Raw genomic sequence first — 12965 nt, forward strand, 5'->3', positions numbered from 1 at the left:
TTCACGTGCGTGATTTCTTCTCCGGCCGTTCCAAGCCGATCCCCAGCCCGAACATCTGGCATTGGCCGGACGTGTACGAAATCGAGAACCGCGCGCAGGACGTCGACGGTTCCATCTGGGCCGCGATGCGAGCCCAGGTCGACTGGTCTGGACGCGACGTCGTCGACGTCGGCTGTGGGGCGGGGTTCCATCTACCGGAGTTCGCTCGTACTGCCCGTCGTGTTGTCGGAGTGGAGCCGCACGCACCGCTCGTGAAGGCCGCGCGGGAACGAACCCGCGATTCGGCGTCGATCGACGTAGTCCAGGGTTCAGCAGAGTCCACGGGTCTGGTGGATGCTTCAGTCGATCTCGTTCATGCCCGTACGGCGTACTTTTTCGGCAAAGGCTGCGGCCCGGGAATTCGTGAAGCCATGCGCATCCTGAGGCCCGGAGGAGCCCTGCTGATCGTGGATCTCGATGTGAGCGCCGGCCCGTACGGAGAGTGGATGAGGGCGGATCTGCCCAAATACGATCCCGCGGCGGTCGAAGGATTCTTCGAGGCTCAAGGGTTCTCGCTCACGCGTGTCGACGCCCGGTGGGAGTTCGAGAATCGAGACGACTTGCGGCGGGTACTCGGAATCGAGTTCACCGAGAAGACTGCCGAGCGTGCGTTCTCGCAAGTAACGGGATTGGGCTTCACGGTGCGATACCGGATCCATGTTCGGTCCAAACCACGATCACTCGAACTTGCGTGAAAGCGGACTCAAAAGACGAACGTCAGGCGCTCCGACTTGAGCGCCTGACGTTTTCTGCACCGATTCAGTAGTAAAAAAATCAGTGATCGGTGGGGATGTGGAACAGGGTGGCGAGCTTGTGAATCTTCTTCGCCTTGGCGAGCTTGGGCAGGTCGCTGCCATCGCGCACGCGTGAGCCGTCTTCGCCGAGATCGTCGATGACATTCTGAGCCCAGATCGCGTCGGCCACGGAGGGACTCAGTCCCGCGTTGACGGGGGCAGTCTGCGCGGTGGTCATGCAGAGTTTGCCGGCCATACCGAGTGACAAGGTGATCGCACAGTCTCGGGCGAGCAGATCCAGATCGGGGCCGAGCGTGGGACCGTCGATCGGCGGAGCGATGCGTGCCGCGCGGCTGGCGATGGTGAGCCGCGAACGCGGGTACGACATCGACGTGGGGGAGTCGTCCATCCCAGTGTCGCGCCGGAAGTCGCCGCTGCCGAATGCGAGACGGAAGATGCCGTCAGTGCGTGCGATCTCGGGCGCAGCCTCGAGTCCTACCGCGGATTCGACGAGAGCAAGAATCTTGGTGCCTTCGGGAAGTCGCTCGGCCGTGGCGTCGGCCTGCTGACCGCTTTCGGTCTTTGCGAGCATGACACCCTCGAGTCCGGGGAGGCCCGCGAGTGCGGCCAGATCCTCTTCCCAGAACGGTGTCGTGGCGTCGTTGATCCGAACCCAGGCGTGATTGTGTTCGCTCAGGAATGCGGCGACATCGCGGCGGGCCGCCGGTTTGTTGGGTGCGGTGACGGCATCCTCGAGGTCGAGAATGACGGCGTCGGCCGCACTCGCGAGTGCGGCGTCGAAGGTGTCCGGTTTGGACGCGGGGACGAGGAGCCAGGATCTTGCCTGTTGCGGGGCAATACGCGAGGTCACAGGTCTCTCCATGTGAGTAGTCACATCGGGGCCTTTCGGGTGATTTCCACGACAACAATGATGCCTGCTTACTCGCGGGTAGACCCAATTGCGTAACTAGATTTCAGTCACATCTGCCGCTTCGCTGCGCGCCGGATCTGAATGATGCGAACCCCGCCTGCCAACGCCATGATCAATGCGCCCGCGATCGCGGAGAGCAGGATCGTGATTCCGAGCGGAAAGTCGATTTGCCAGGCCAGGATCTTGACGGAGACGCTCTCGAGGTTCTGCAAGATGAACACCAGCAGCATGATCAGCACGATTGCGCCGATGACCAGGCCAACCCACGTCGTCGCAGCCCTGGTTCGGTCGGTTACCGCGGTTCCGGTCGGCACCGGTTCAGGCGTCGGGTTCGGTTCGGGATCGTGTTTTTCGACTGCCTTGTCCTCGCCCACCTTCGGAAGTTCCGGGTCGGGACCGAAACCGTCGGCAGGGCCGTACACGGGGGAGTTCGACGGATCCTCTGGTGTGGTTGACATGACATGATCATCACGCAACCTGCGCAAAGTTGCACGGGTAATCCGGCCACAATCGGGTGGCAGTGGGGTAGCACCCCAAAACAATGGGACAATGGTGTAACTATGGCTGCCTCTCTTCCCCTCGTTTTCACTGCACCCAAGCGCGGAATGCCTCCACGGCACCTCGCCGATCTCGATTCCGCCGAGCGCAAAGAAGCGGTGAAAGAGCTCGGCCTTCCGGCTTTCCGGGCCGATCAGCTCGCGCGTCAGTACTACGCGCGGCTCGAAGCCGATCCGGAGAAGATGACCGATCTCCCCGCATCGGTGCGCGAGAAGGTGGGGGAGTCGCTGTTCCCGACCTTGTTGACCCCGATCAAGCACCTCGCGTGCGATTCGGGCGACACTCGCAAGACCCTGTGGAAGGCGCATGACGGAACGCTGCTCGAAAGCGTCCTGATGCGCTATCCCGATCGGGCGACGCTCTGTATCTCGAGTCAGGCAGGCTGCGGAATGGCCTGCCCGTTCTGTGCGACGGGTCAGGGCGGCCTCGACCGCAACCTTTCGACCGCCGAGATCGTCGATCAGGTTCGCGAGGCAGCGGCCGCAATGCGCGACGGTGATGTTGCCGGCGGACCCGGACGCCTCTCGAACGTCGTGTTCATGGGTATGGGCGAGCCTTTGGCGAACTACAAGCGCGTGGTGGCAGCGGTACGACGCATCACTTCGCCCGCACCCGACGGGCTCGGCCTGTCTCAGCGGTCCGTGACGGTCTCGACCGTCGGCCTCGCTCCCGCTATCCGCAAGCTCGCTGACGAAGGCCTGAGCGTCACGCTGGCGGTATCGCTACACACACCGGACGACGAACTGCGCGACACACTTGTGCCGGTCAACAATCGCTGGTCAGTGTCGGAGGTACTTCAGGCTGCCCGGTACTACGCAGACAAGACCGGTCGGCGTGTGTCCATCGAGTACGCGATGATCAAGAACGTCAACGATCAGCCGTGGCGCGCGGACATGCTGGGCAAGAAGCTGAAGAAAGCACTCGGCGGGTTGGTGCACGTCAACCTGATTCCGCTCAACCCGACTCCGGGTAGCGAGTGGGACGCGAGCCCCAAGGACGTCGAGCGTGAGTTCGTGCGTCGGGTCATCGCCCAGGGCGTCTCGTGCACCGTGCGCGATACGCGCGGTCAGGAAATCGCCGCAGCCTGTGGCCAGCTGGCAGCCGAGAACTGAAACCCTCCAGGCCTGAAAAACACATAAAGAGAAGGCCTCCACGAACTTTCGTTCGTGGAGGCCTTCTCTTTGTCAGGTCTCTAGCGCGGGCGGCGACGGATGACGATGTCGCGGACCAGAACGAAGATCATCAATCCGGCGGTGCCGATGAGCCACAGATCCTCGACCTTGCCGTGATGGTTTCCGATCATCATCAGAAGCAGGAATATTGCGAAGAACCATCCGAGGAAACGGAAAAACTTGAGTCCTTCACCACTCCACCCCCATGCGGCAGAGGGAACCTCGGCCTCATCGACGTGCGAGACCACGACGGGGGCGCTGGACTTGACGTCCAACTGGGTATCGGCCACGGTCGATCCTCCTGCTCATTCGGTTGCACTACTGCCCAATATGGTGACATACGACTGCCTGTCGTACGTAGTTGGGCGTCGATAAGGTTGTTCTCAGGTGTTATCAGGAACAATGGGCGAGTGCAGGAAACCACACGTACCCGCGTCCTCCTCCTCGGCAGTACCGGTTCGATCGGTACCCAAGCGCTGGAGGTCATCGCAGCCAACCCCGATCGTTTCGAAGTAGTCGGTCTCGCAGCGGGCGGCAACAACGTCGAGTTGTTGGGCGAACAGATTCGTGCAACCGGCGTCACCGAGGTCGCCGTCGCCGATCCTGCAGCGGCATCGGCGCTGGAATCGGTAACCGCCCGTTCGGGACCGAGCGCCGTGACGGAACTGGTTCGGGACAGCGGTGCCGATGTTGTCCTCAATGCACTCGTCGGTTCGTTGGGACTCGAACCGACTCTGGCGGCGTTGAACTCGGGAGCGCGCCTGGCGCTGGCGAACAAGGAATCGCTTGTCGCCGGCGGAGCGCTGGTGACCAAAGCCGCCGCACCCGGTCAGATCGTGCCGGTCGACTCGGAGCATTCGGCGCTTGCCCAGTGTCTACGTGGTGGAACAGGCGACGAAGTGGCTCGGTTGGTTCTCACCGCTTCGGGTGGACCGTTCCGTGGCTGGAGCGCCGAGGATCTCGAAAGTGTGAATCCAGCTCAGGCAAAAGCGCACCCCACCTGGTCGATGGGGCCCATGAACACCCTCAATTCGGCAACTCTGGTCAACAAGGGCCTCGAGCTGATCGAGACGAACCTGCTGTTCGGGATCGACTACGACCGCATCGACGTCACCGTGCACCCGCAGTCGATCGTGCATTCCATGGTCACCTTCTTCGACGGGTCGACGCTGGCGCAGGCAAGCCCGCCGGACATGAAGCTCCCCATCGCTCTCGCTCTAGGCTGGCCGGACCGCATCGAAGGTGCTGCGTCGGCATGCGACTTCACCACCGCCTCCACCTGGGAATTCGAGCCGCTCGATTCGTCGGTGTTCCCCGCCGTCGATCTGGCGCGAAGCGCGGGCAAATCCGGCGGTTGCTTCACCGCGATCTACAACGCGGCCAACGAAGTGGCGGCTCAGGCATTCCTCGACGGTGTCATTTCCTTCCCGGCGATCGTCCGCACGGTGGCCGCTGTTCTCGACGATGCAGGTCAATGGTCCGCGGAACCGGTTACCGTGGACGACGTTCTGGCCGCAGACGGCTGGGCACGCACACGAGCGCGTCAGCTCGTGAAGCAGGAGGGCTAGAGCTTTCATGGTTTTTGCACTGGGCGTAGTGCTGTTTGCCCTCGGCATCGGCGTGTCCATCGCCCTGCACGAAGCCGGCCACATGTGGACGGCCAAGGCTTTGGGAATGAAGGTTCGCCGCTACTACATCGGCTTCGGACCGAAGATCTTCTCGTTCCGTCGAGGTGAGACCGAGTACGGCCTCAAGGCGCTGCCGCTCGGTGGATTCTGCGACATCGCCGGTATGACGGCTCTCGACGAGATGACACCCGAAGAAGAGCCGCACGCGATGTACAAGAAGGCGGCGTGGAAGCGTGTCGTCGTCATGTCCGGCGGTATCGCGATGAACTTCATTCTCGGCTTTGCGCTGCTCTACGGGCTGGCTCTCGGCTGGGGCCTGCCGGATCGCAGCGGCGATACGTTGGCAAAGGTGGGAAGTCTGTCGTGCGTCGCACCGACGCAGACCGAAGACGGAACTCTGGCGACGTGCTCCGGTGACGGTCCGGCGCAACGGGCTGGGTTGGAGCCGTCGGATGTCATCACAGCCGTTGATGGGCAACCGGTGTCGACGTCGGCCGATGTGGTGGCCAAATTGCAGCCGGTCACCGGTACTGCAGTGCTCAGCGTCGAACGCGATGGGCAGGATCTAACGATTCCAGTCGTCGTAGAACAGGCACAGCGGTGGGTGACGGATCCGGCAACAGGTGATTTGCGTTCGGCGACAGTGGGTGCGGTCGGAATGAGCCTGGGTACCGTGTCTCCACCCCTGCTCCAGTTCAACGCTTTCAGCGCAGTTCCGGGCACCCTGAGTTTCACCGGCTTCACTCTGGTCGAATCGGTCAAGGCCATGGCTGATCTGCCGGCAAAGGTCGGTGCGTTGTGGGAATCGGTGACAGGCGGCGAACGCGCCCAGGACACACCTATCAGCGTGGTTGGTGCCAGCGTTATCGGCGGTGAAGCGGCGGACCGTGCACAGTGGGCGACGTTCGTCGGACTGCTCGCATCGATCAACTTCTTCCTCGGTGTTTTCAACATCCTGCCGCTGTTGCCGCTCGACGGCGGTCACATCGCGGTGGTCTTCTACGAGAAGATCCGCGATTGGTTCCGCGCTCGCCGCGGCTTGATTCCGGGCGGTCCCGTCGACTACACGAGACTCCTTCCGATTACTTACGTATTCATCGTGATCGGTGGCGCGTTCATGTTGCTGACACTCACGGCTGACATCGTCAATCCGATCAAGATCTTCTGACCGTGTGAGCATGGCGACGGTTGCCGCGCGGTAGTGCGGCGATCGCCCGGCTAAACTTGCAGTGAAGCTATGAAAGAAGGCACAGACGTGACCATCCCTATCGGACTGGGAATGCCCTCGGCACCCGCAGCGATTCTTGCTCCTCGACGCAAGACACGGCAGCTGCAGGTCGGCACGGTAGGTGTGGGCAGCGATTTCCCCATCTCGGTGCAGTCCATGTGCACCACGAAGACGCACGATGTCAATGCAACGCTCCAGCAGATCGCGGAGCTGACCGCGTCCGGTTGCGACATCGTCCGTGTCGCCTGCCCGCGTCAGGAAGACGCGGACGCGTTGTCGATCATTGCGAAGAAGAGCCAGATCCCGGTTATCGCCGACATCCACTTCCAGCCGCGCTACATCTTCGCGGCAATCGATGCGGGATGCGCTGCGGTGCGCGTCAATCCGGGCAACATCAAGGAATTCGACGGCCGTGTCAAAGAGGTAGCCAAGGCTGCCGGTGATGCAGGCATTCCGATTCGTATCGGTGTCAACGCGGGATCGCTCGATCCTCGGTTGATGGAGAAGTACGGCAAGGCGACGCCCGAAGCGTTGGTCGAGTCCGCGCTGTGGGAGGCCGGGTTGTTCGAAGAGCACGGCTTCGGTGACATCAAGATCTCCGTCAAGCACAACGATCCGGTGATCATGGTCGAGGCTTACCGCCAACTCGCCGCGAAGTGCGATTACCCGTTGCACCTCGGCGTCACGGAGGCAGGGCCGGCGTTTCAGGGCACGATCAAGTCCGCGGTCGCCTTCGGTGCGCTGCTCGCGGAGGGTATCGGCGACACCATCCGGGTTTCGCTCTCGGCTCCGCCGGCCGAGGAAATCAAGGTCGGTAACCAGATTCTGCAGTCTCTGAACCTGCGTCCCCGCAAGCTCGAGATCGTGTCATGCCCCTCGTGTGGCCGTGCACAGGTCGATGTCTACACCCTTGCCGACGAGGTCTCTGCCGGCCTCGAAGGCATGGAGATCCCGCTGCGCGTGGCAGTCATGGGTTGCGTCGTGAACGGACCGGGTGAAGCACGTGAGGCTGACCTCGGTGTGGCGTCCGGCAACGGCAAGGGCCAGATCTTCGTCAAGGGCAAGGTCATCAAGACGGTGCCCGAGGCGCAGATCGTCGAGACTTTGATCGAAGAAGCGATGAAAATTGCCGAAAGCATGGAGGGTGACGCTTCGGAGGGTGCGCCGGTCGTCACCGTGAGTTGAGTGATTGCCGGATGAATCTTCCCCGTCGGTGTCAGGTTCGTGGCAATCTGAGTGCATCATGATCGGGTAGTGATATTCGTGGACGCGCAGTCGAGTCGAGGGGGTTGACGGATGCTCAAACTCCTCGGAGCCAAGCAGGTCGGAAGTCGAGATCTCGAAGACGTCCGACGGGTACTCGACGCCGATCCGGTGGCCGCCTGCATGATTGCCGCGCGCGTCGAAGAATGCGGTGTCGACCCACGAATGATTCACGGCGAGCTGTGGAGTCGAGGCGGGCCGTTGTCCTCGCTGTGCTTTGCCGGGGCAAATCTGGTTCCACTTCGAGGCGATCCGGATGACATTCGGGCATTCGCTGACCGCGCCTGTCGGATTCCGCGCATGTGCTCGTCGGTGGTCGGCCGCGCCGAATTGGCGTTGCCGCTGTGGGAGATGCTCGAGCTCGATTGGGGAACTGCGCGGGAGGTTCGCCCCGAACAGCCGTTGCTCGCGGTATCCGAGCCGCTGGCATGCCCGTCGGATCCACTGGTCCGGCAGGTTCGCTCGGACGAACTCGAGATCTATCTGCCTGCCGCGATTGCGATGTTCATCGAAGAGGTTGGCGTCGATCCGCGTGCAAACGACGGTGGGCGCGGATATCGACATCGTGTGGCAAGCCTGATCGCCGCTGGTCGAGCGTGGGCGCATATCGAGGACGGCCAGGTCGTTTTCAAGGCGGAGGTCGGTTCGATGTCTGCTCGCTGTGGCCAGATTCAGGGCGTGTGGGTCAACCCGGAATTTCGTGGGCAGGGCTTCGGCGTGACCGGTACAGCGGCTGTAGCGGAGTCGATCATGGCGACCGGTCGCATTGCGAGCCTGTACGTCAACAGCTTCAATACGATTGCGCGGTCGACCTATTCGCGGGTGGGGTTCCGGCAGGTCGCGACCTTCTCGACGGTGCTGCTCGACTGAGCGTCCAAGCTGCGTGCAATGGTCGCGCCTACGCTGGGTGGAGCATTTGTCGCCCTACTATGGGGCTCGATGAACACTCGGCATTTCTCTCGTAGTCGCTCGGCCCAACTGTTGGCCTCCTGCACCGTGATTTTTTTGGCGGTGGGGATCAGTTCGTGTACTCCGAAACCCGCCGGCCCCGAGCCCGTCGCGCAGCAGTTCCTGAGTGCGTTCGGTGACAGGGACATCGACGAGGCAGCAAAAATGACGGACCGGCCTGATTCCGCGGGTCCTGTATTGAGTGACACCTGGGATGCGCTTCAGGCGGAGTCGATGACTGCCGAGACCACGTCGGTGAAGATGAACGGTGACACTGCGACGGTCGGCTACACCTACGAGTGGCACCTGCCGAAAGACCGCGTCTGGACGTACGACGGCGAGCTGCAGATGGGACGCAAGGACGGCGACTGGTCCGTCCGTTGGAGTTCGACGGACGTTCATCCGCGCCTCGGTGACAAGCAGACGATGTCGTTGCGGGCAACCGCGGCGCCGCGAGCGCGGGTCAACGAGCATTCGGGGACCGACGTCCTGGTGCCGGGAATCGTCTACCGAGTGAAGTTCGATCGCTCCAAGAGCAACGACATCATCGGTTCCGCGAACAGTCTCGCAAGTGTTCTCGGGCGGTTCGATGCGTCGCTGACCGGTCAGTCGATCGCCGAATCCTCGACGGCCGTCAAGGGTGACTATCTGGTGACGCGGCTGCGCAGTGACGACTACGACCAAGTTTCGGCGCAGTTGGGTGCGATATCGGGAGTATCGGTATCGGACGAATCGGATCTCGTGTCGACCGACCCGGAGTTCGCGCCTGACCTTCTCGGGCAGATCAAGAAGACGATCATCGACGAGGTCGACGGCAAAGCCGGCTGGAGTGTCGTCACGGTCAACCAGAACGGCGTCGACACCGACGTGTTGACCGAGACTGCGCCACAACCGGTTCCGTCGTTCAGTATCAGTCTGGACCGCAACATCCAGATCGCTGCTCAGCGCGCGGTGAACGTGAACAAGGATCAGGCGATGATGGTGGTGATCGAACCGTCGAGTGGCGCGATCCTGGCCGTCGCGCAGAACAAGGCAGCTGACCGCGACGGGCCGGTCGCGACGATGGGTCAGTACCCGCCTGGTTCGACCTTCAAGATCATCACGGCAGGTGCGGCAATTTCGACCGGTCAGGCGACCCCCGACACGATGGTGCCATGCCCGGGCCGAATCGAGATCGGCGAGCGCAGCGTCCCCAACTACAACGAGTTCGCACTCGGCACGGTGCCGATGGCAACGGCCTTCGCGCGTTCGTGCAACACGTCCTTCGCCAAGTTGGCCAGCGAGATGCAGGCAGACACGTTGACCACTGCCGCAGCGCAGTTCGGCATCGGCCAGGACTACAACGTGGTGGGATTGCCGATCGATTCCGGTTCGGTGCCGCCGGCGTCGGACCTGGTCCAGCGGACGGAAGACGGGTTCGGTCAGGGCAAGGTCGTGGTCAGTCCGTTCGGAATGGCGATGGCAGCTGCGACGGTCGCGAACGGTTCGACTCCGGTCCCGCAACTGATTTCGGGGCGCGAAACCACCATCGACGGTGAGCGCCCGGCGATCACGCCGGCCATGGTCGACGGCCTGCGCGGCATGATGCGGCTCGTGGTCACGAGCGGTACTGCAGAACGCGTCGAAGATCAGGGTGAGGTGTACGGCAAGACCGGTGAAGCCGAGGTCGACGGGGGATCGCATGCGTGGTTCGTCGGCTATCGCGGCAACCTGGCCTTCGCCACTCTGGTTGTGCGGGGCGGAAGTTCGGACAACGCCGTCGCAGTCACCCGCGACATGCTCACCGCCCTGCCGGAAGGCTACTGACCCCTCAGGGGAGCAGTCCCAACCTGCGAGCGGTAACCACGGCTTCGTGGCGTGAGCTCGCGTCCAGCTTTCCCATCGCGCTTCGCAGATAGCTCTTGACTGTTTCAGGTCGAAGGGAAAGCCTTTGGCCGGCTTCGATGTTGGTGCAGCCGAGTGCGACTTGCGAGAGAACATCCACTTCACGCGGGGTGAGCGCGACGTCGGATTCGGCGTCGGCGGTAGGCCGCAGCAGGTTGGCTAAACGCTGGGAAAGTCCGCGGAGCTTGGTCTGCAAGTCGGTGTCGGTCACGGTCTGGGCGACACTGCGTAGTTCGGCGTGGACTCCGCGGATCTCTTCCGAAGACATACCGTCGGCGGTGGTCGCGGCGGCGGCCTGAAGTAGTTGCAGGCGACGATCGACCTCGTCGCGGATGGCGAACTCCATCCCGAGACGCCGGGATGCGCTGACCATGACGTCTGCTGTGCGATCGCCGAGGGGAGCGGAATCACGGATCGCGGCGTAGAGGACAGCGCGCGATTTGCCGGACACCATGACCGGAACGGCGATGATCGAATGCAGGCCCTCGCTGAGAACAGGCCGGTCGAAATGATGAGTGATGGACTGCGAATTGCCGTAATCGTTGACGGTGATCGGTGAACCCTGGGCGACGACGCGTCCGCCCATGCCCGAGCGCGGCGGGATGGCCAAGCCCTTGAGATTGTTGGTGCGGGTGCCGACGAATTCGCTCAGGTGCAGGGTTCCGTCCTGGACCTCGCCTCCGAACAGCACGGGAACAACGCCCTGAGCTGCAATTGTTCGGAGTTCACCTCGCATAGCGTCCCCGTCGCGGGGACGCAGAAGTGACGAAGCATGTCGATTCACGCAGGTACCCCTTTCTGGGGGTAGTGAAGTTCTCTTGTGAGCTAGATCATAGGGGGTGAACAGTACGTATGACGAGCCGCCAACGTAACCGGTCGGGCCAACCATACGACGATCGATAAGGAGCAAGTTGATGAGCACCGATCCCACCGCACGGGTGCGCGAGCTGCTGGACCAGTACGACACCCCGCATGCCAGCGCCGCAGAATTGCTCTGCGATCGGCATCCCGCGGATGGCGTTGCATTCACCGTCGTCGAGGCAGACCTTAGCTCGGTGGATCTCACTTACGGTCATCTACGTGAGCAGTCCGCGCGTTTCGCGGCAGCTCTGGCCGACCTCGGAGTCGAGCCGGGTGACAACGTCGCGACCTTGATGGGCAAGTCTGCGGACCTCGTGGTCGCACTCCTCGGAATCTGGCGCCGCGGCGCGGTCCACGTGCCCTTGTTCACGGCGTTCGCTTCGCCGGCCATCGCTTTCCGCTTGACGGCCAGTGGCGCGAAGGTGGTCATTTCCGACGCCAATCAGCTCGACAAGCTCGCGCCGGGTGAGGACATCCCCGCCGACGCAGCGTGGCAGGTCATCGTCGCGGGCGGCGCGGCCGGTGACGAGTTGGACTTCGATGCACTTGTCGCAGCTCAGGATGCCGAAGACCCGAAGGGCGCTGCTCAGGCAGTCGGCGGCAACGCACCGATGGTGCAGTTGTTCACCAGTGGCACCACGGGAACACCCAAGGGCGTGCCGGTTCCGGTGCGCGCGCTCGCGTCGTTCCACGCCTACCAGGAGTTCGGCCTCGACGTCCGTCAGGACGACGTGTTCTGGAACGCCGCAGACCCGGGCTGGGCGTACGGGCTGTACTACGCGTTGCTCGGTCCGCTTGCCGCGGGAACGCGAAGCATTCTGCTGCATGCCGGATTCTCCGCGCCGCTGACGTGGCAGATCATCGAGAAGTTCGGTGTCACCAATTTTGCCGCTGCTCCGACCGTGTACCGCAGTCTGCGTGCCGACAAGGCACCCGTTCCGGAAGGCATCTCGCTTCGCCGCGCGTCCTCGGCCGGTGAGCCCTTGACGCCGGATGTTGTTGCGTGGTCGAAGAACTCGTTGGGCGTCGAGGTTCGTGATCACTACGGCCAGACCGAGCACGGCATGTTCATCGTCAACGCCTGGGCCGACGGACTCCGCGAGGACGTCCGTCCCGGATCCATGGGTCGTCCGTTGCCAGGCTGGTCTGCCGCTGTGCTGGAGGACAATTCGGATGACATCGCACCGGCTCGCACTCAGGGACGCGTGGCGATCGATACTCACAACAGCCCGTTGATGTGGTTCACCGGATACGTCGATGCGCCGGAGAAGACGAAGCAGCGATTCAGCGAAGACGGTCGCTGGTACATCACCGGTGACGCCGGAATGACGGACGAGGACGGATTCTTCTTCTTCTCCTCGCGCGACGACGACGTCATCATCATGGCGGGCTACCGCATCGGTCCCTTCGACGTCGAGAGCGTGCTGGTCATGCACGAGCACGTCATCGAGGCGGCAGTGGTGGGCATGCCCGACGAGTTGCGCGGTGAGGTCCTCGAAGCGTTCGTCGTACTTCGCGAAGGTGTCGACGGCGACGACGAACTCGAGAAGGAACTGCAAACCCTGGTGAAGAAGAAGTTTGCAGCGCACGCGTACCCACGCACAGTGCACTTTGTTCCGAACCTTCCCAAGACCCCGAGCGGCAAGGTTCAGCGGTACATCTTGCGGAAGGGATAAACCCCTTGCTGTGCGCCTTTATTAACCGCGGGCGGTTAATAAA

General features: G+C 62.6%; 12 protein-coding genes. 8 read left to right on the top strand and 4 right to left on the bottom strand.

Going from position 1 to position 12965, the window contains the following annotated elements:
* Window positions 1-5: 5 nt before the first annotated feature.
* Window positions 6-734 (top strand): class I SAM-dependent methyltransferase, encoded by a 729-nt coding sequence (locus B0E55_RS21870; RefSeq protein WP_019747989.1) that lies wholly within the window; start codon window positions 6-8, stop codon window positions 732-734.
* Between the two features lie 79 nt (window positions 735-813).
* Here B0E55_RS21870 and B0E55_RS21875 read toward each other — a convergent pair whose 3' ends face one another.
* Both B0E55_RS21875 and B0E55_RS21880 read right to left on the bottom strand, forming a co-directional pair.
* Window positions 814-1656 carry an HpcH/HpaI aldolase/citrate lyase family protein gene (locus B0E55_RS21875; protein ID WP_030244636.1) on the bottom strand — a complete coding sequence of 281 codons (843 nt, stop codon included), beginning with the start codon at window positions 1654-1656 and terminating at the stop codon, window positions 814-816.
* Between the two features lie 95 nt (window positions 1657-1751).
* Window positions 1752-2162 (bottom strand): LapA family protein, encoded by a 411-nt coding sequence (locus B0E55_RS21880; protein WP_180279630.1) that lies wholly within the window; start codon window positions 2160-2162, stop codon window positions 1752-1754.
* 102 nt (window positions 2163-2264) lie between these two features.
* Between B0E55_RS21880 and rlmN the strand changes: the two genes are divergently transcribed.
* The gene (rlmN, locus tag B0E55_RS21885) at window positions 2265-3374 is read left to right on the top strand and encodes a 23S rRNA (adenine(2503)-C(2))-methyltransferase RlmN (RefSeq protein WP_019747992.1); all 1110 of its coding nucleotides are present in this window, start codon (window positions 2265-2267) and stop codon (window positions 3372-3374) included.
* Window positions 3375-3454: 80 nt separating this feature from the next.
* On the opposite strand, the gene B0E55_RS21890 is transcribed toward rlmN, so the two are convergent.
* Window positions 3455-3724: a DUF2631 domain-containing protein gene (locus tag B0E55_RS21890; RefSeq protein ID WP_019747993.1), complete on the bottom strand. Its 270-nt coding sequence runs from the start codon at window positions 3722-3724 to the stop codon at window positions 3455-3457.
* Window positions 3725-3844: 120 nt separating this feature from the next.
* On the opposite strand from B0E55_RS21890, the gene dxr reads away from it, so the two are divergent.
* From dxr to B0E55_RS21915, 5 genes are all read left to right on the top strand, one after another.
* On the top strand, window positions 3845-5002 hold the full coding sequence (gene dxr / locus B0E55_RS21895) for a 1-deoxy-D-xylulose-5-phosphate reductoisomerase (protein WP_080910460.1): 1158 nt from the start codon (window positions 3845-3847) through the stop codon (window positions 5000-5002).
* Between the two features lie 7 nt (window positions 5003-5009).
* On the top strand, window positions 5010-6230 hold the full coding sequence (locus B0E55_RS21900) for a M50 family metallopeptidase (RefSeq protein WP_019747995.1): 1221 nt from the start codon (window positions 5010-5012) through the stop codon (window positions 6228-6230).
* An 87-nt stretch (window positions 6231-6317) separates the two neighbouring features.
* Window positions 6318-7475, top strand: coding sequence for a flavodoxin-dependent (E)-4-hydroxy-3-methylbut-2-enyl-diphosphate synthase (gene ispG, locus B0E55_RS21905; RefSeq protein ID WP_007734888.1), 1158 nt, complete (start codon window positions 6318-6320; stop codon window positions 7473-7475).
* Between the two features lie 111 nt (window positions 7476-7586).
* Window positions 7587-8423, top strand: coding sequence for a GNAT family N-acetyltransferase (locus tag B0E55_RS21910; protein WP_003942692.1), 837 nt, complete (start codon window positions 7587-7589; stop codon window positions 8421-8423).
* 69 nt (window positions 8424-8492) lie between these two features.
* Window positions 8493-10307, top strand: a complete 1815-nt coding sequence (locus tag B0E55_RS21915) for a penicillin-binding transpeptidase domain-containing protein (protein ID WP_020907378.1) — start codon at window positions 8493-8495, stop codon at window positions 10305-10307.
* Between the two features lie 4 nt (window positions 10308-10311).
* Here B0E55_RS21915 and B0E55_RS21920 read toward each other — a convergent pair whose 3' ends face one another.
* Complete coding sequence (locus tag B0E55_RS21920) at window positions 10312-11121, bottom strand: LuxR C-terminal-related transcriptional regulator (RefSeq protein ID WP_046378400.1); 810 nt, start codon at window positions 11119-11121, stop codon at window positions 10312-10314.
* 178 nt (window positions 11122-11299) lie between these two features.
* On the opposite strand from B0E55_RS21920, the gene B0E55_RS21925 reads away from it, so the two are divergent.
* Window positions 11300-12922: an AMP-binding protein gene (locus tag B0E55_RS21925; RefSeq protein ID WP_020969355.1), complete on the top strand. Its 1623-nt coding sequence runs from the start codon at window positions 11300-11302 to the stop codon at window positions 12920-12922.
* Window positions 12923-12965 lie beyond the last annotated feature (43 nt).

It is taken from the genome of Rhodococcus sp. 66b (assembly GCF_002076325.1).
Lineage (GTDB): Bacteria > Actinomycetota > Actinomycetes > Mycobacteriales > Mycobacteriaceae > Rhodococcus_F > Rhodococcus_F erythropolis.